This window comes from Vibrio salinus, from assembly GCF_021272385.1.
Lineage (GTDB): Bacteria > Pseudomonadota > Gammaproteobacteria > Enterobacterales > Vibrionaceae > Vibrio > Vibrio salinus.
Genome location: NZ_JAJSDZ010000005.1, coordinates 1179556 through 1199317 on the forward strand (window position 1 = coordinate 1179556; position 19762 = coordinate 1199317).

Here is a 19762-nt window from a genome sequence, read left to right on the forward strand (position 1 = left end):
CCATTACATCATAACGACATCAAATTGCTCTTGGATGTAGAGTGGTTCCGCCTGAATTCTAACCTGTTTACCGATAAACACTTCCAGTTCAGCCAGAGCGTGAGATTCATCGCCCTGCAAAGTATCCGATACAGCAGGTGAAGCGTATACCACAAACTGATCGGCATCGTAAGCACGGTTTACCCGGGTAATTTCCCTCAGGATTTCGAAACAAACCGTCTCGACCGTTTTCACACTTCCACGCCCTTCACAAGTTGGACAAGTAGTACACAGAATATGTTCAATACTTTCTCTGGTTCTTTTACGAGTCATCTCCACAAGCCCAAGATGAGTAAAACCATTAATGTTTGTTTTCACCCTGTCTTTACTTAAAGCTGCCTCTAAAGAAACCAAAACCCGCTTTCTATGTTCATCGGAAATCATATCGATAAAATCAATAATAATGATTCCACCAAGATTACGCAGCCTTAGTTGCCGGGCTATCGCCTGAGTCGCTTCAACATTTGTATTAAAGATGGTTTCTTCAAGGTTCCGGCGCCCAACAAATGCCCCGGTGTTAATATCAATGGTTGTCATCGCTTCAGTCTGATCAATAATCAGATAACCGCCCGATTTAAGCTCAACTTTCCTTTCCAGAGAACGCTGTATTTCATTCTCAGTATCGTACATGTCGAAAATCGGCTTTTCACCTTCATACAGAACCAGCTTATCGGTTAACTCAGGAACATACTCCGAAGTAAATTCAACCAAATTCTCAAACTCCAGTCTGGAATCCACCAAAATTTTATTTAGGTCTGTACCAACAAAATCCCTTAGTATTCGTTGAGAAAGTCCTAATTCACCATATAACTGTGTACGGGTTTTATATTTTGAACGGCGCTCAATGATTTTTGACCACAGACGCTTCAGAAAAGCCGCATCCTGAGAAATTTCCCGATCATCGGCCCCCTCCGCAGCAGTACGGATAATAAACCCACCTAAATCATCACAATATTCAGCAACACTGTCTTTTAAGCGGTTTCTTTCTTCTTCACTTTCGATCCGCTGAGAAACACCGACATGACTGGCTCCCGGCATAAAAACAAGATAACGTGAAGGTAAGGTTATGTCTGTTGTTAACCTTGCCCCTTTTGTTCCCAATGGGTCCTTAACAACCTGAACAACGATGTCCTGCCCTTGTCTTACCAGCTCTGAAATATCTCTGACCTGAAACTGTTGTTTTTCATTTTCAGCAACACATTCAGTATGGGGAACAATATCTGAAGCGTGAAGAAAAGCCGCTTTATCAAGCCCGATATCAACAAAAGCAGCCTGCATACCAGGCAGAACTCTGCTGACTTTTCCTTTGTAAATATTACCAACAATCCCACGTTTAGCATCTCGCTCGATATGTATTTCCTGAAGGATTCCCCCTTCAATCATTGCAACACGTGTTTCTGTAGGCGTCACATTTAGTAATAACTCTGCACTCATGAATACACCTTAAACATCCTAAACTATAATAATTCGAGCAAGAGCTGATCAGTTTCAAAAAGCGGTAATCCGACAACCGCGTAATAGCTACCCTCTATCCGGGTAACAAATTTCCCACCGATTCCCTGAATACCATAGCTGCCAGCCTTGTCTTGTGGTTCCCCTGTATTCCAGTATGCTTTAATTTCCTGTTCCGTCAGATTTTTAAACCATACATTAGTCTCAACCATTGTCGTTTTTACTCTGTTACAGGAAGCCAGAGACACGGCGGTCATCACCTGATGGCATTTTCCGGATAGCATCGTTAACATACGTTTAGAATCCGTAAAATCTTTCGGTTTTTCCAGCACCTGAGTATCAAAAACCACGATTGTATCAGCGCCTAAAACGACAATGTCGTCAGACTGGCTATTTAAAATATGAAGAGCCTTACTTTCAGCCAGCCTTTTTACATAATGTTGAGGTATTTCATCAATACCTCTGGTTTCATCAATACCAGGCACATCTACTAAAAATGAGTATCCTAGCTGTGACAACAGCTCTCTTCGTCTTGGCGACCCCGAAGCCAATACCAACTTTCTGTTCATTATCGAATATTCCAATATCGTCTGACCCGCCGTAAAAGAAAAAACAGCCAGGGCCACAAAATACAACTAATAATACCAGACCATAATGAAAGAGGATTAAAGTCAATTTCCCGTATCAGATATTCTCCGCCAAAAATGAGAATATCAAGCATAACGGTCAAAAGACCAATGACTAATGCCTGTTGCCAAAGAGCCATATTACGCAATATTAAAAAATTCATTGCCACAAGATAAATGACGATAGACATCATCATACCCCGTATGCCTAATGTCGAACCTAAAAGCAGATCCCATAATAACCCCAGGATTAACGCGGTACCGACATTGACGCGATGAGGTAATGCCAAAACCCAATAACAGGTAATAAGTAAAACCCAGGGAGGACGAAAAAGATCCAGTGCCCCCGGCCAGGGTATAGTTTGCAGAATCAATGCACAAATAAAGGAAAGCCAGATAATACAATGCCCCCTTAAAACACCTCTAGCGCCCATGATTATCCTCTGCTTCTGAATGCATCGTCGACTGCAATGCTTTATGCTGTCGGTCCTGATTTGGCCATACAAGCAACAGATATCTTAAACGATCAAAATTTACGACAGGATCAGCATAAATTACCGCAAATTCCCGCCGGGTATCTTTATCAACTTTAGATACTTTTGCAACCGGATACCCTTCTGGATAAACGCCACCTAACCCAGAAGAAACCAACAAATCACCGACCTGAACGTCGACACTGCTGGGAATATGCTCTAACTGGATTTTATCCATCTGTCCATTTCCTGAGGCAATAACCCGGATATCATTTCTAAGATTTTGAACCGGTATGGCGCTGTTAGAATCGATAAGCAGTAACACTCTACTATTGTGAGCAGCAACAAACGTAACCTGACCGACAATACCATTTTCATTGATGACGGGCTGCCCTTCATAGACACCATCGACATGCCCCTTATCAATAACAACCTGATGGCTATATGGTGAAGTATCTACAGCCATCACCTCTGTTACCATTTTTCGCTCATCTCTTATAAAAGATGACCCCAACAATTTACGTAACCGCTCATTTTCTTCTTCATACTGCTTCAGTAAAATCAAATCACTCTTGAGAATCAATACTTCATGTTTCAGTTGCTGGTTCGCCAACAATAATGTCTGATGGCTTTGAAATCGTTCATAAAGCCCGTCAAACATACTTCTGGGTAAATCGGCAGCATACTGAATGGGGGCGATAAGACTATTTAATAAATAGCGGATTTCAGAAAAAGCATTTAAACGGCTATCAGCCAGCATTAAGCTGGCTGATATAACAACAGAAAGAAATAAGCGCAACGGGAGAGAAGGTCCCCGCCCAAAAATTGGCTTCATTATTAACTAACCCCAGTTTATGTTTGAAGCGGAGTTCTCTTTTTTCAAGTATATGCTGAAAATTACTCTTCGCTAAATAGATCGCCACCATGCATATCGATCATTTCAAGCGCCTTACCACCGCCTCGAGCAACACAGGTCAACGGTTCATCAGCAACAACAACTGGAATACCTGTTTCTTCGGTTAATAAACGATCTAAATCTTTTAGCAGAGCTCCACCTCCGGTTAAGACCATACCATTTTCTGAGATATCAGAAGCCAACTCTGGAGGGCATTGTTCCAGAGCTATCATGACAGCTGAAACGATTCCGGTAAGAGGTTCCTGTAATGCTTCCAGAATCTCATTTGAGTTCAGTGTAAAGCTTCGTGGTACACCTTCAGCCAAATTACGTCCACGAACCTCTATTTCCCGGACGTCATCACCGGGATAAGCGGAGCCAATTTCATGTTTTATCTTTTCGGCTGTTGCTTCACCAATAAGACTGCCATAGTTTCGTCTTACATAATTGATAATCGCTTCATCAAATCGATCTCCACCTATCCGAACAGATGAAGAATAAACGACACCGTTTAATGAGATAACGGCAACTTCAGTAGTACCACCACCGATATCAACAACCATAGACCCAGTCGGCTCAGAAACGCGAAGCCCTGCCCCGATAGCTGCAGCCATAGGCTCGTCAATCAAATAAACTTCCCTAGCACCCGCACCCAAAGCGGATTCACGAATGGCCCGTCGCTCGACTTGTGTCGAACCACATGGCACACAGACTAAAACCCTTGGACTCGGTTTTAAAAAGCTATTGTCATGAACCTGCTTAATAAATGTTTGCAGCATTTTTTCTGTAACATAAAAATCCGCAATCACGCCATCTTTCATAGGACGAATTGCCGAAATGTTACCGGGAGTTCGACCCAGCATTTGTTTAGCCGCCTGCCCTACAGCAGCAACACTTCTGCCACCACGCCCTTTATCCTGGCGAATAGCAACAACGGAAGGCTCGTCAAGAACAATACCTTGTCCTTTAACGTAAATAAGAGTATTGGCAGTGCCTAAATCAATCGATAAATCATTTGAAAACATGCCACGAAGTTTTTTAAACATATTCTTCGCTCGTCCTGAAAGAGATATAAATTATAAAAATAAAAAATTGCACTAAATGTACCAATGCCTAGCTAAGTCAGCAAGGCATTGAGGCATAAACATCGACATAATCCCGCAATTTCTAACAGATTTCTAACTGAAAGGTTGAACAGCGGCCAATAAAACAGCAAAAAAACAGTCATTACAACCTTATCGATACAATATAGTTGCCTAAATCTACCTTTTTTTCCAACGATTTCTTTTCCCTAATGAAACAACCGATACTTTTTGGGGTGCAGGTATCACTTGTTTCTCCTTATCAAAAAGCCTCCCCTGAACTCCAGAAATACCTAATGACTTAAGGACGTTCCATTCATGTTCGAACTCAACCCCAACAGCAATAACTTTAACAGCGGAACCACCACACGCACCCACCATACTTCGGATAAACAACTGGTTTTCCTGCCTCTGGTTGATCCGCTTAATTAAACTTCGATGCAATTTAACGTAATCAATATTTAGATCTTTGATATAATGAGTACTTACAATGGATCTACCAGCCTGACCAACAATCATCTGACAACCAAACGCCTTTATCATCCTGACCACAGGCCGCATATAATCTAAATGCTGCACCAATTGCCCCTCGATAAATTCAAAAGATAGCCTCTTCCTTAACTTCAGGGGAATCTGAATGAGTGTGTCTCTGAACCATTTAAGGTACTGCCGTTCGCCAAAAGGAGTTACATATAAATTAATTGAAAATGACTGTTCGTTATTAGACTGATGAAGATATTGAACAACGCTTTCTATAACCGATTTATCAAGTACCGCCTGATAGCCTACCGTTTCAATAGCTGACATAAAGTGAGATGCTTTAAGTAACCCTTTTTTCGGTTCCGTCAACCGGACAAAAAGCTCTTGGTGAATAGTTTCAAGCCGTTCTGATTCATGAATCAAATAGCATTTTTGAGCAAAAAGACACACTTTATCCTTTTGAATAACCTGATCAAATAATGTTCTCCAGCGAACATTTCCTCTTTCATCATTTGAGCGACGAACCTTGTTAAACCGACTCCAGGTATTAATATTTTGTAACTGAGCGCTTTTCATCGCCGTTTCAGCTTCATCGATAATTCTGGCCCGGCTTTCTCCTTCCTGATACATGCTGATACCAATATGGCACCAATTTTCTTTATCAAATGGTCGTGGCGGGTCAATACGCTCCAGAGCCTTCAATAACTGGACTGTCGCATTTGCGACTTCTCTCGAACTTTGATGAGGTATCAGGACTGCAAAAACAGTATCGTAGTAACGGGACAACATCCCTTCCGGATATCGTTGAATAATATTAGAGATACACTCACCGATTAATACAACAAGCTCATCGATCACATCAGAGCGCTCGGAAGCATTTTCTATCCACTCAACATCACTGACGCCGATAAGAATCACCCCACCCTGAGAGCCATTTTCCAGTAATGTCGATTCCAGTTTATTATCAAATAAAATTCTGTTGGCAGAACCGGTTAATTGATCAAGAAATGTTTGAGAACGGATAAACGTATCAAAACGACTTCGTTCTTGACGAGCATCCTGTAGCTCTTCGATTAATTTATCAAGCGCTTCACTAGCCGTATATGGCCACTCTCTTTCATCACCACGAGCGTATTGTTCAACACGCCCGGCTAAAATCATTCTGCCCCGCTCTTCGAGCAGCTCAGACCCCATTAGCTGTTCTTTCAACCACTTGATACTTCTGACCAGACAAAAAATAATAAAGGCAACAGCCAACGTAATTGACCACATAGCCCCCATTGAATATGTATAACCGATGTAAGGAGGTACTGCTTTAAAATGTAGCTCATACCCTTTATTTCTTTTCAATGGAATATCAGTAACGAACAGACGATGAGGATCAACGTTAGAAGAGTTATCCTTAAAATGATAAACAACACCTTGTGGTGAGTTTAAGGTCATTTCCACAATATTACTGGCCTGAAGCAATTTCGGCATCCAACGCTGCATCGAATATTCAGAACCGGGCTCTTGCAGCTCTTTATCAACAACGTCAACGACACCATTCAGATAATGATTTAAATATTCTTGTCCAAGCTTCTGAAAAGATAATGTCCCACCGATAAACAAAATAAACATAGCGCTCGTAACAATGGCGGTCACAAAGGCCACCAAACGAGTACTTAATTTTAAGGTTGGGGTGTATCTCATGAATACCAAATCCTTTTAGATTCATAGATAAGGAATGTATAAGCGGTAATGTTAACTCTTTTAGTAAAATTAACATACAAAAAAGCCGCGCATCTTCGCGGCTTGTTACAATCAATATGCTAAATTGAGAGCCTAGAACGGAATATCGTCGTCAAAATCCATAGGTGGCTCATTATACTGAGGCTGGGATTGAGATGGCTGTTGGCTCTGCTGCTGAGGCTGAGCTGCCGGCTGCTGATATTGCGGTTGTTGCGGCTGTCCCCATCCACTCTGAGCCTGTGAACCTGCATTTTGGGACTGACCACCTTGCTGACGGCCTCCTAACATTTGCATCACACCATTAAACCCCTGAACAACAACTTCAGTCGTATACCGATCCTGACCGCTTTGATCCTGCCATTTACGGGTCTGTAGTTGTCCTTCGATATATACCTGGGAACCTTTTCTCAGATATTCACCAGCAACTTCCGCTAACTTTCCGAAAAGAGCAACCCGGTGCCATTCTGTTTTTTCACGTTGCTCCCCTGTGGTTTTATCGCGCCATGATTCTGACGTCGCAACCGTAATATTCGCTACTGCACCACCACTAGGCATATAACGAATTTCAGGGTCATTACCTAAGTTACCAACCAGGATAACTTTATTTACTCCACGGCTTGCCATTCTCTGCTCCGTCCGTTTATTACGCTTTAAATATAAGCATAGGATAACACGCTTTCTTCAAGCGACAAATGTTCTGTTTGTCATTCATCGCAAAGCTCCTGGCAACCTCATAACTTACGGCTCAAATCTAAGAAACAGCCCCAAAATTGAAACAATATTCAATTGGTTTCTTTAATTTTTTTGAAGCATGATCTCTTTGAACATTTTCATATTGACCGTCATACGAAGTTGTATAAATTCCCTACATCTCAATTGGCTGTGGAAATAAAAATAATGCAAAGAACCAATTACCAACGTACCTTATATTTTCTGTCTTTATCAAAGGAAACCGGCTATCGTTCAGTACATCTGGAGTATTTACACTCTCAGTTTAAATTTTCTTCTCAACGAATTGATACTTTGGATGACCTGACTGCGCCACAATTTACAAATTATCCGCATAAAATATATGTTATCGATTTTAACAGCATTAATTTGGTTCTCCCGATAATAAAGCAGAACCTGCTTCACAAAAACAGAGGAGAAACCGTTGTTATCAATGTTCCCATAAGATTAACCACGGATACGCTAATTTCATTCGGAAACCTTAAAGGGCTTTTCTACACATCGTCCCAATATAAAGACATCAATAAAGGATTAGAAGAAATACTGGACGGACAGCAATGGCTACCAAGGAAAGTGGTCAGTCAGTTACTTCACTTTTATCGCTATCACTTTGAAAACTTAAATATCAATGCTGCATTAAATCTGACATCGCGGGAAGTCGAAATACTAAGGAGCTTAGAGACCGGAGGTAGCAACCAAAGAATAGCAGACAGCCTGTGTATCAGTGAACCAACGGTAAAATCTCATTTGTATCAAATTTACAAAAAGATAAATGTTAAGAACCGAACTCAAGCCATCGGCTGGATGAGAAACAACTGTAATTTTTAGTCTCATATTTGAAACAGAATATATTTTTGACTAAATACTAAAAAATAACGTAATCATCACAGTAAAAAAACGTGATAGAGTGATTAGTAATTTATAATATTTTTTTATTTACTAAACAACTAGGTAATAAGGCTTTCATAATATGATTAAAAAGTGTCTCTTTCCTGCTGCAGGCTATGGTACTCGCTTCTTACCTGCAACAAAATCAATGCCAAAAGAAATGATGCCAGTCGTCAATAAGCCACTCATTGAATACGGTGTCGATGAAGCCATTCAGGCAGGCATGGACGGAATGTGTATCGTGACCGGTCGCGGTAAGCATTCAATTATGGATCACTTTGATATTAACTATGAATTAGAACATCAGATTCAGGGTTCGAATAAAGAAGCGTTGTTAGGTGATATTCGCGAAATCATGAAATCAACCAACTTCACTTTCATTCGTCAGAGGGAAATGAAAGGGCTGGGCCATGCCATTCTAACCGGAAAAGAACTGGTCGGAGATGAACCATTTGCCGTTGTTCTTGCGGATGACCTTTGTGTGAATCCTGATGAAGGCGTTTTGTCACAAATGGTAAAACTGTTTAAGCAATTCCGTTGTACTATTGTTGCTGTTCAGGAAGTCCCTAAAGAAGACATCCACAAGTACGGTGTTATTTCTGGTGAGATGATCAAAGATGATCTTTATCGGGTTGATGATATGGTTGAAAAGCCAAAACCCGGAACAGAACCAAGCAATCTGGCTATCATTGGTCGTTATATCTTAACACCGGATATCTTTGATCTTATTGAACAAACTGAGCCCGGCTTAGGTGGAGAAATTCAAATAACGGATGCGCTTTTAAAACAAGCTAAAGCAGGTTGTGTACTGGCATATAAATTCAAAGGCAAACGCTTTGATTGTGGTAGTGTCGAAGGTTACATTGAAGCAACCAACTACTGCTATGAGCATATGTATAAAGCAAATACCAAAAAGGTTGAACTTGATAAACATTCAACCCGAAAAAGCAGCTGATATCTTATAGCTATAAAATCCTATTTTAAACAGTGAGTTATTAAGCTCACTGTTTTTTTATCCAGTATTTTTCTTTTCAGTTCTTCTGCACTATGTAATACTAATTCTATCTTCTAATAATCAACGATTACTGAGATGGACAAGATAGAAATTCGTGGAGCAAGAACTCATAATTTAAAAAATATCAATCTGACACTTCCAAGAGATCAACTGATTGTCATAACCGGCTTGTCCGGTTCAGGGAAGTCCTCTCTCGCATTTGATACTTTATATGCAGAAGGCCAAAGAAGATATGTCGAATCCCTTTCATCTTATGCCAGACAGTTTTTATCATTAATGGAAAAGCCCGACGTTGATCACATTGAAGGATTATCGCCGGCGATTTCTATTGAGCAAAAATCCACCTCTCATAATCCCCGCTCGACCGTTGGAACGATAACCGAAATTTACGATTACATTCGTCTGCTCTATGCCCGGGTGGGTGAACCAAGATGTCCAGAACACAATGTACCGCTGGCAGCACAAACAATCAGCCAAATGGTAGACAAAGTTCTTGCACTACCTGAAGGCAGTAAAATGCTCATGCTTGCCCCAATTATTAAAGAAAGAAAGGGCGAACATGTCAAAACGCTGGCGAATCTGGCTGCTCAGGGTTTTATAAGAGCAAGAATCGATGGAGAAACCTGTGATCTTAGTGATCCTCCGACACTGGAACTCCATAAAAAACATACAATTGAAGTCGTTGTCGATCGTTTCAAAATCCGAAATAACCTTCAGCAACGGCTGGCTGAATCATTTGAAACCGCTCTTGAGCTATCCGGAGGCATTGTCACTATCGCGCCAATGGATACTGATGGCGAAGAAATCGTTTTTTCTTCTAATTTTGCCTGCCCGCATTGCGGCTATAGCATGCAAGAGCTAGAACCCAGACTCTTTTCATTTAACAACCCGGCAGGCGCCTGCCCAACTTGTGATGGTCTGGGCGTTCAGCAGTACTTTGATGCTGACCGGATTATCCAGAATGATACGTTAAGCCTTGCCGATGGTGCGATAAAAGGATGGGATAAACGAAATTTCTACTATTACCAAATGCTGAATGCCTTAGCCGAGCACTACCATTTCGACTTAGAAAAGCCATTCAAACAATTATCTTCCCGGATAAAGAATATCATTTTGAACGGTTCAGGAAGTGACTCAATTGAGTTTAAATACGTGAATGACCGGGGCGATATCCGGGTCAAACACCATCCATTCGAAGGCATTTTACCGAATTTAGAAAGGCGCTACAGAGAAACGGAATCCAATTCTGTCCGCGAGGAACTGTCAAAATACATATCCAACAAACCCTGCTCCAGTTGCCACGGTACACGATTAAGAGAAGAAGCCAGACACGTTTTCGTCAATGATACAACGTTACCCCAAATTGTTGAATTAAGCATTGCTGACAGCCTAGACTTCTTTAAAAATCTAGACCTTACTGGCCAAAAGGCTCAGATTGCAGAAAAAGTAATGAAAGAGATTACCGATCGCCTTCATTTTTTGGTGAATGTTGGGCTGAATTACCTGAATCTATCCCGGAGTGCAGAGACGTTGTCCGGCGGTGAAGCCCAAAGAATTCGGCTTGCCAGTCAAATTGGTGCCGGACTGGTTGGCGTCATGTACGTTTTGGATGAACCATCAATCGGTTTGCATCAGAGGGATAATGCCAGATTACTGAACACATTAACGCATTTACGAAATCTGGGAAATACCGTTATTGTTGTTGAACACGATGAAGATGCCATCAGAATGGCAGACTATGTCGTCGATATTGGTCCGGGAGCCGGGGTCCATGGAGGACAGATAGTCGCTCAGGGAACACCGAAAGACATAATGAAAGAGCCTGCGTCTCTTACCGGTCAATATCTAAGTGGTGAGAAAAAAATAGCGGTCCCCGCCACCAGAACCAAGCGCGATCCCAAAAAGCAGGTTGAGCTGATTGGTGCCTGCGGTAATAACCTGAAAAATGTACATTTATCTGTCCCTGTCGGTTTGTTTACCTGTATAACTGGTGTTTCCGGTTCAGGAAAATCGACTCTGATCAATGACACTTTTTTCAACATTGCTCATGTGGCACTCAACGGTGCAACATCGGTCACTCCGGCTCCATATAAAAAAATCAAAGGGCTTGAGCATCTCGATAAGGTCATCGATATAAACCAAAGTCCGATAGGTAGAACCCCCAGATCAAATCCGGCCACATACACGGGTATTTTCACCCCCATCAGGGAGCTGTTTGCCGGGACTCAGGAAGCCAGATCCAGAGGCTACAAACCCGGACGATTCAGTTTTAATGTCCGGGGAGGCCGCTGCGAAGCATGTCAGGGGGATGGGGTCATCAAAGTCGAAATGCACTTTCTCCCGGACGTTTATGTACCTTGTGATGTGTGTAAAGGGAAACGTTACAACAGGGAAACACTGGAAGTTCGTTATAAGGGCAAAACCATTGACGAAGTTCTGGAGATGACCGTGGAAGACGCCCGGGAATTTTTTGAACCGGTCCCGGTCATCGCCCGGAAGTTGCAAACATTAATCGATGTAGGTCTTTCCTATATTCGTTTAGGTCAGGCAGCCACCACGCTGTCCGGAGGCGAAGCCCAACGCGTGAAATTAGCCAAAGAACTGTCAAAACGAGATACAGGAAAAACCCTGTACATTCTTGATGAACCGACGACTGGCTTACATTTTCATGATATTCAGCAATTGTTAACAGTACTTCATCAGCTAAGAGACAAAGGAAACACGATTGTTGTTATTGAACACAATCTGGATGTCATAAAGACGGCGGACTGGGTTATCGATCTCGGGCCGGAAGGCGGACAGGGGGGCGGTGAAATTATTGCGGAAGGCGCACCTGAAGATATCGTTCAGGAAACCCGCTCACATACCGCACATTTCCTTAAACCTATGTTAGAATGAAAAAATAGTAGAATGAAGAAACTGTGATACATCATCACAGTTTCTGCTTTATCAAGATATCTGTATGGCCATACTGCTCCAGAAAGGAACCAATTTAGAAACACATAAACCCAAAAGACCTTTGAATAAACTGTTTCTCATATTAGTGGGCTGTCTGTATCTATTCTTATTCCATCTATTTTCATGGCAGGACCAAGGCCAGGGAATTGAGCGATATTCAAACCAGATAACCTGGCTGATGACGTTGGGATTGTTACTGACAGGTGTCGTCCAAATATCCCGCAATAAGACTCTTCGCTACTCCAAGCTCACCTTCGGATTATCGATTTGCTGTCTTCTGCTCACATTGCCCATCTTAGAATCTGACGCAAATGTGACTTTAGCCCTCCCCCGTTTATGTGCGGTTTGGCTTGGGTGGCTTCTTTTCCTCACGTTACAACAATTTGGTTTCAATAATAAATACAAACAGAGACTGTTGTGGTTTATTGTGATGTCAAGTTTAGTCGGTTCTTTCATCAGCTACTTGATAATCGCTGCCCATTATTTCAAACCGTCTCTTTTGAATCATTATTTTGAGCAGAGCTGGCATACCTATTTTCACTATCAGTCCTATTCTGTTTTTTATATGACAGGAATGCTGGCATCCGGCTATTTACTGGCCCGGCGGGTGAGAAAATATTTAACCGGCTTCAGTCCGGTCATATTACTCTATATTACACCGGCAGCGACGTTACCTCTGATACTAAAAATATACTCCCCCATTATCTGGCTTATTCTCTTTGTCAGTCTTGGAGCATTATTTCGATACCTCATCGCACAAATGACGATAAAACGGTTAATAGGATGGACGCTCTCCGTGCTTTTCGGCGTCATTGTTGGTATATCCGTGCTGTGCTGTGCTCTGGGGGATACCGGTTCAGACAATAAACCTATTGATAATAACCCACTGACCGATAGTATTTCCCAAACAACGGACATGTTAATCGAGCGCCCTTTTACCGGCTACGGTTATGGTCGGTTTACAGAAGAGTACGTGCTGTATACCGCAAGACAACACGCACTGAATTCTCATTTCCCTCCTGCGATACAAGGGCTGACATCGCCTCATAGTGAAATACTAAGCTGGACTATCGATGGCGGATTGATTCCATTTCTGGCCATTTTACTTTCCGTACTCTTTGTTCTCTTCAGGGGATACTTTGCAAGAAAAGGGGCTCGTTTAGCCACTTTTTCATTACTTTTCCCAATTGTGTTTGGCAGTATTAGCTCCGATATTTTGCAGCAAACACACATTCTCTGGATTACCTTAATTATTCTTCTGTATTGGTTAGACCAACGGGTAACCCGGTACCGAAAAATACCGTTATCAATCTGGAAAATGAAAAGTATCCAAACCCTGGGAATACCTTTCGTCCTGGTAGCTGGTATGTATTTAGTGCTGATCGGTCACAATCACTACTTTTATGAACAGTATCGCCAGACGGGTTCTTATCACGAATTGTCTGAAATTCTGATGCCGACTATTTACAAAGACAAAGTACTGATTGCAAAGATCAGGCAGGAACTGGAACAAGACGAATCAAATCAGAATGTAAAGAAGATGCTCCCCAGTCTGCTTACCATTATCACTCACACGCCAACCCCGTCATACTATCATTTGCTCATTCATTGCTATACCCATCTGGACGAGGAGAATAAAGCGCTTCAAACAAGGTTAGAAGCGAATTACTTATTCCCGAACGTTACCTTTAAATAAGACTTCACTGGAAATGGGCTATCAAAACAAACGACCAGACAGAGCCATTTTGATAAAAAACAAATCGATAAGATAAATTACCACAAATGACAAATTACCCATTGACAATGATGCAATGAAAACGTTCAATACATAGGCTATCAAGCAGAAGAGGAGCACTGCCCAGGCAGATATTTTGTGGAGCCTCAACTCCAATACAAAATATTGATGGGGAGCAGTGCCGAGATGAGTCTCAGTTGTGGATTTGACTTGTCGGGTGATTAGGCTGAATCCTGTCAACTGTCATCAGCACTCCGCTGATGAAGAGCTTCTGAGGTAATCATTTTTCTCACCTCTGCCATTGCTCTAGAAATACTCTCTTCACTAATATGATTGGTTGAAAAATCAACAACATTTTGTCATTTTTGAAGTCGTAGGAGAAATGCCGTGAGTGCATTCAATGTCGCTAAGTTTGGCGGAACAAGCGTTGCCAACTTTGAAGCTATGAGCCGCAGTGCCTCTGTAGTCGAGAGTAATCCGGAAACAAAATTGGTTGTCAGCAGTGCCTGTGCCGGCGTAACCAACTTTTTAGTTGAACTTGCCAATGGTATTAAAGATGCTGACCACCGTCAGGAAATTCTGAACCAACTGGCGAATATCCATTTTTCTATTATTTCGGAGTTGAAAGAGCAAGAAGGCGTCAAAAAAGAAATTCAGGCGATATTAAACACCGTAAACAGCCTGGCTGAAGCCGCTTCATTTCAGTCAAGTAACCAACTGACGGATCACCTGGTTGCCTGTGGGGAACTCATGTCCACTCATATTCTCGCACAATTAATGCGTGACCGGGGCATGAATGCCATTCGTTTTGACATCCGTGAGGTATTAAGAACCGACGACAACTTTGGCCGCGCCGAACCTCAACTTGACGACATTGCGGCGTTGGCAAAAGAAAAACTGGAGCCATTATGTAACAAATATATTGTGGTAACACAGGGCTTTATTGGTTCAGATGAGCAGGGAAATACCACAACATTAGGCCGGGGAGGAAGTGACTACTCAGCCGCCCTCATTGCAGAGGGAGTACAGGCTGCCGGTCTGGAAATCTGGACAGACGTCCCGGGAATCTATACCACGGATCCCCGTATCGCGCCAAAAGCCAAAGCCATTACTGAAATAAGCTTCAGTGAAGCTTCTGAAATGGCCAATTTTGGTGCAAAAATTCTCCACCCATCAACCTTACTCCCAGCCCTTCGTCATGGCATCCCGGTATTCGTAGGTTCGTCCAGAGAACCGGAACAGGGGGGAACATGGATTAGAAAACGAGTTGAAAACTCACCTTTGTATCGTGCCGTTGCCCTTAGAGCAAACCAGACCATGGTAACCATTCGCAGTGCGAAAATGTTTCAGGCATATGGCTTTCTTGCAAAAGTTTTTGAAATTCTCGCCAAGCATAAAGTATCGGTCGATTTGATTACGACATCAGAAATCAGTGTGTCTCTCACTCTGGATAAAACAGACACCTCGGGTGGCGCACCAGAATTGCCACCAGCCGTGCGCTCTGAACTGGAAGAACTGGCTAATGTTGATGTAGAAAGAAATCTCAGTCTGGTCGCTCTCATCGGTAACCAAATGGAAACCAAAGGCTACGCAAAAGACGTCTTCAGTACTCTTGGAGATTATCATCTCAGAATGATCTGCTATGGAGCAAGCGATCATAACTTATGCTTCCTTGTCGATGCGGAAGAAGCTAAGGCCGTTGTACAAAAACTGCATCAGGATCTGTTCGAAACCGATTCTGAATAAACGAAAAATAAAAACGAGATATGTATCCAAAAGGGTTGGCACCAGCCAACCCTTTTTATTTTATAACAAGAAGACGATCAGCCAATGTTAGGAGCTAACCATTTTTCCGCCTCTTCTGACGTCCAGCCTTTTCTTTCTGCATAACTTTGTACCTGATCCTGCTGAATGCCTGCCACCGCAAAATAGCGACTGTCCGGGTGTGAGAAGTACCAACCGGATACCGAGGCGCCCGGATACATGGCATAACTGGATGTTAAAACCATCCCTATGTTCTCTTCTACTTTCAGAAGATCCCAAATCGCCTGTTTCTCGGTATGTTCCGGACACGCAGGATAACCCGGTGCAGGTCTGATGCCCTGATACCGTTCTCTGACAAGATCATCATTGGATAAATTTTCTGTTTCTGCATATCCCCATATTTCTTTACGTACTTTTTCATGCAGATATTCAGCAAAAGCTTCCGCCAGACGATCAGCAACGGCCTGAACCATAATCGCATTATAATCATCGCCTTTTGCCTTATATTCATCAGCTAACTCTCGTTCACCGATCCCCCCAGTAACCGCAAAAGCCCCTATCCAATCATCCCGCTTAGCATGTTTAGGCGCGATAAAATCAGACAAGCAATAGTTAAAACCTTTTGGTTTATGCGTTTGCTGACGCAAGTGAAATAATGTATGAAGTCTCTGACTACGGGAGGCATCAGAATATACTTCAATATCATCGTCCACGCTGGAGGCGGGAAAGACACCACAGATCCCTTTCGCTTTTAACAGTCCTTCGGACTCAATCCGATCTAAAAAATCGTTCGCATCTGCATACAACCGTTTTGCTTCTTCACCGACCTCTTCATGCTCAAAAATAGTCGGATATTTCCCGGAAAGAGACCATGTCATAAAAAATGGTGTCCAGTCGATATACGATCGTAACGTCGCTACATCCTCATGCTCAAAGACATGAATGCCCGGATGCTTTGGTACCGGAGGAACATAAGACTGCCAGTCGATAGCTACTTTATTCTCTCTGGCTTCGGCTAATGTGACTGGCTTGGTCTTGGGTTTCTTTCGTGCAAATTGTTCACGAACCGTTTCATAATCCTGATTCAATTTTTCGACAAACGCAGGGCGTAATTCATCTGAAATCAGTGAAGTACAAACACCAACCGCACGTGAAGCGTTATTGACATACACAACGGGATGGGTGTAATTCTGCTCAATTTTCACCGCAGTATGAGCCTTTGACGTCGTTGCACCACCAATCATCAGTGGGAGCTCAAATCCCTGACGCTCCATCTCTTTTGCAACATGTACCATTTCATCCAATGACGGAGTGATTAACCCGGACAGGCCGATGATATCCACATTTTCCTCTTTAGCGACTTTTAAAATCTGCTCACAAGGAACCATCACTCCAAGATCAATGATTTCATAGTTGTTACATTGCAGCACAACGCCGACAATATTCTTACCGATGTCATGAACATCCCCTTTCACCGTAGCGAGTAGAATTTTACCATTCGACGTCCCGGACTGCTTCTCAGCATTAATATAAGGCTCCAGATAAGCAACGGCCTGCTTCATAACCCGTGCCGATTTTACGACCTGAGGAAGGAACATTTTACCTTCGCCGAATAAGTCGCCAACCACATTCATTCCGTCCATTAACGGTCCTTCGATAACCTCCAAAGGTTTAGTGGCCGCGGCTCTGGCTTCTTCTGTGTCCTCGACAATAAACTCAGTGATTCCTTTTACTAAGGCGTGTTCTAATCTCTTTCCGACAGCCCAGGTCCGCCATTCATGAGCAGATGCATCATCGGCTTTACCAACTGCATTTTCGCGGTATCCTTCCGCAATATCCAACAAGGTTTCCGTCGCCTCATTGCTACGGTTTAAAATAACGTCTTCGACTGCATTTCGAAGTTTTTCAGGCACATTGTCATAGATTTCAAGCTGACCGGCATTAACAATGCCCATATCCATACCATTTTTAAAACAGTGATACAGAAATACGGCGTGAATGGCCTCCCGGACATAGTTATTACCCCGAAAAGAAAAAGACACATTGGAGACACCACCGGACACCATTGCATGAGGAAGGTTTTTCTTTATGTCGCCCACCGCATTAATAAAATCAAGCGCATAATTATTATGCTCATCAATTCCGGTCGCGACGGCAAAAATATTGGGGTCAAAGATAATGTCTTCAGGTGGAAAACCGACTTCATCGACCAGAATACGATAAGCATTGGTGCAGATTTCTATTTTTCTTTCCCGTGTGTCGGCCTGACCTTTCTCATCAAATGCCATCACAACAACAGCTGCACCGTAAAGACGCAAAAGCTTAGCTTGCCTGACGAACTTGTCCTTTCCTTCTTTCAGAGAAATAGAGTTAACAATGGCTTTTCCCTGAATGCATTTCAAACCGGCTTCAATCACTTCCCATTTAGAAGAGTCAACCATGATAGGGACTTTGGATATTTCCGGCTCAGATGCACATAAATTGAGAAAACGCACCATGCATGCTTCTGCATCCAGCATGCCTTCATCCATGTTGATATCGATAATCTGTGCACCGTTTTCTACCTGCTGACGAGCAACATCCAACGCTTCATCATACAACTCTTCTTTGATCAGGCGTTTAAAACGAGCGGACCCCGTCACATTGGTTCTTTCTCCGACATTGATAAACAGCGTTTCTTTCGAGATGTTCAGAGGTTCCAGACCAGCTAAACGACATTCGACAGGCAATTCAGGAAGGGCTCTGGGTTTAATCCCATCAACTGCTTTCGCTATCTCTGAAATGTGCTCAGGCGTGGTTCCGCAGCATCCACCAACCAGATTAATAAACCCGGATTGGGCCCATTCTTTAATATGGTCAGCCATCTCTTCGGGAGACAGGTCATATTCCCCAAAAGCATTGGGTAAACCCGCATTTGGGTGCGTTGAAACAAACGTCTCAGAAATTCGGGATAACTCCTGCACATACTGGCGTAATTCATCCGGTCCCAACGCACAATTTAAACCAAAAGAAATCGGGTTAACATGACGTAGCGAATTATAAAAGGCTTCTGTGGTTTGTCCGGATAAGGTTCTTCCTGAAGCATCCGTTATGGTTCCGGATATCATTACGGGCAATTCATAGCCTATCTCATCAAACACACTTTCCACCGCAAAGGCTGAGGCTTTTGCATTTAAGGTGTCAAAGATCGTTTCAAGCATGATCAGATCAGCGCCACCCTTTACCAAGGCTTTTACGGATTCAGAGTAAGCTTCAACCAAATCATCAAACGAAACATTTCGAAAACCAGGGTCATTGACATCAGGAGAAATAGAACAGGTACGGTTAGTAGGTCCTAACACACCGGCAACATATCTTGGCTTATGAGGCGTTTTTTTCGTCCATTCATCGGCCACTTCCCGGGCTATTTTCGCCGCTTCAAAATTAATTTCTGCGCTCAACGACTGCATATTATAATCCGCCATAGCAATCGTTGTTGAATTGAATGTATTGGTTTCCAGGATATCGGCCCCGGCCTCAAGATAAGCAGAATGAATACCTTTTATTAACGCAGGTTGAGTCAACACTAAAAGATCATTATTACCCTTTAAGTCACAGGGCCAGTCAGCAAACCGCTCTCCGCGATAGTCCCTTTCCTCGAGCTTATAACTTTGAATCATGGTGCCCATACCACCATCAATCAATAATATTCTTTCCTGTAACTGACTCTCTATTTGTTGCCTTATATCGCTTCCCACGTTACAACCTCACTCCTTTTTATATTCGCGGATCACATCCTAACACAGTCTCATTAGAAATCTAGACGTCTAAACGCAGAACCATACAACTATTTTATTGTTAGCTTTATCACAAACAATATAGAAAAAAATGTTTGCTATTTGTCCTACATCAAAGG

13 protein-coding genes and 1 riboswitch are annotated in these 19762 nt (G+C 42.6%); of the genes, 5 read left to right on the plus strand and 8 right to left on the minus strand.

Features of this window, described 5'->3' with window-relative positions:
* Nucleotides 1–3: 3 nt before the first annotated feature.
* The 7 genes from rng to LRQ06_RS05555 all read right to left on the minus strand — a co-directional run bounded on the left by rng (nucleotide 4) and on the right by LRQ06_RS05555 (nucleotide 7402).
* On the minus strand, nucleotides 4–1473 hold the full coding sequence (gene rng, locus LRQ06_RS05525) for a ribonuclease G (RefSeq protein ID WP_232765426.1): 1470 nt from the start codon (nucleotides 1471–1473) through the stop codon (nucleotides 4–6).
* A gap of 23 nt (nucleotides 1474–1496) precedes the next feature.
* The gene (locus tag LRQ06_RS05530; RefSeq protein ID WP_232765427.1) at nucleotides 1497–2060 is read right to left on the minus strand and encodes a Maf family protein; all 564 of its coding nucleotides are present in this window, start codon (nucleotides 2058–2060) and stop codon (nucleotides 1497–1499) included.
* Entirely contained in the window at nucleotides 2060–2551 is a 492-nt protein-coding gene (gene mreD / locus LRQ06_RS05535; protein WP_232765428.1) for a rod shape-determining protein MreD, read from the minus strand. The genes LRQ06_RS05530 and mreD overlap by 1 nt, the downstream gene beginning before the upstream one ends.
* Entirely contained in the window at nucleotides 2541–3425 is an 885-nt protein-coding gene (mreC, locus tag LRQ06_RS05540) for a rod shape-determining protein MreC (protein ID WP_232765429.1), read from the minus strand. The genes mreD and mreC overlap by 11 nt, the downstream gene beginning before the upstream one ends.
* A 62-nt stretch (nucleotides 3426–3487) precedes the next feature.
* The gene (locus LRQ06_RS05545) at nucleotides 3488–4531 is read right to left on the minus strand and encodes a rod shape-determining protein (RefSeq protein WP_232765430.1); all 1044 of its coding nucleotides are present in this window, start codon (nucleotides 4529–4531) and stop codon (nucleotides 3488–3490) included.
* A gap of 216 nt (nucleotides 4532–4747) precedes the next feature.
* Nucleotides 4748–6739 (minus strand): RNase E specificity factor CsrD, encoded by a 1992-nt coding sequence (csrD, locus tag LRQ06_RS05550; RefSeq protein ID WP_232765431.1) that lies wholly within the window; start codon nucleotides 6737–6739, stop codon nucleotides 4748–4750.
* 132 nt (nucleotides 6740–6871) lie between these two features.
* Nucleotides 6872–7402: a single-stranded DNA-binding protein gene (locus LRQ06_RS05555; RefSeq protein ID WP_232765432.1), complete on the minus strand. Its 531-nt coding sequence runs from the start codon at nucleotides 7400–7402 to the stop codon at nucleotides 6872–6874.
* 273 nt (nucleotides 7403–7675) lie between these two features.
* Here LRQ06_RS05555 and LRQ06_RS05560 point away from each other — a divergent pair, with 273 nt between their 5' ends.
* The 5 genes from LRQ06_RS05560 to lysC all read left to right on the plus strand — a co-directional run bounded on the left by LRQ06_RS05560 (nucleotide 7676) and on the right by lysC (nucleotide 15849).
* Nucleotides 7676–8335, plus strand: coding sequence for a LuxR C-terminal-related transcriptional regulator (locus tag LRQ06_RS05560; protein ID WP_232765433.1), 660 nt, complete (start codon nucleotides 7676–7678; stop codon nucleotides 8333–8335).
* 142 nt (nucleotides 8336–8477) lie between these two features.
* Nucleotides 8478–9350, plus strand: a complete 873-nt coding sequence (gene galU, locus LRQ06_RS05565) for a UTP--glucose-1-phosphate uridylyltransferase GalU (protein WP_232765434.1) — start codon at nucleotides 8478–8480, stop codon at nucleotides 9348–9350.
* Nucleotides 9351–9485: 135 nt separating this feature from the next.
* Complete coding sequence (gene uvrA, locus LRQ06_RS05570) at nucleotides 9486–12308, plus strand: excinuclease ABC subunit UvrA (protein ID WP_232765435.1); 2823 nt, start codon at nucleotides 9486–9488, stop codon at nucleotides 12306–12308.
* A gap of 64 nt (nucleotides 12309–12372) precedes the next feature.
* Nucleotides 12373–14064, plus strand: a complete 1692-nt coding sequence (locus LRQ06_RS05575) for a PglL family O-oligosaccharyltransferase (RefSeq protein WP_232765436.1) — start codon at nucleotides 12373–12375, stop codon at nucleotides 14062–14064.
* 140 nt (nucleotides 14065–14204) lie between these two features.
* A riboswitch (Lysine riboswitch) is annotated at nucleotides 14205–14382 on the plus strand.
* Between the two features lie 108 nt (nucleotides 14383–14490).
* Nucleotides 14491–15849, plus strand: coding sequence for a lysine-sensitive aspartokinase 3 (gene lysC / locus LRQ06_RS05580; protein ID WP_232765437.1), 1359 nt, complete (start codon nucleotides 14491–14493; stop codon nucleotides 15847–15849).
* 77 nt (nucleotides 15850–15926) lie between these two features.
* On the opposite strand, the gene metH is transcribed toward lysC, so the two are convergent.
* Nucleotides 15927–19604: a methionine synthase gene (gene metH / locus LRQ06_RS05585; RefSeq protein ID WP_232765438.1), complete on the minus strand. Its 3678-nt coding sequence runs from the start codon at nucleotides 19602–19604 to the stop codon at nucleotides 15927–15929.
* Nucleotides 19605–19762: the final 158 nt, after the last annotated feature.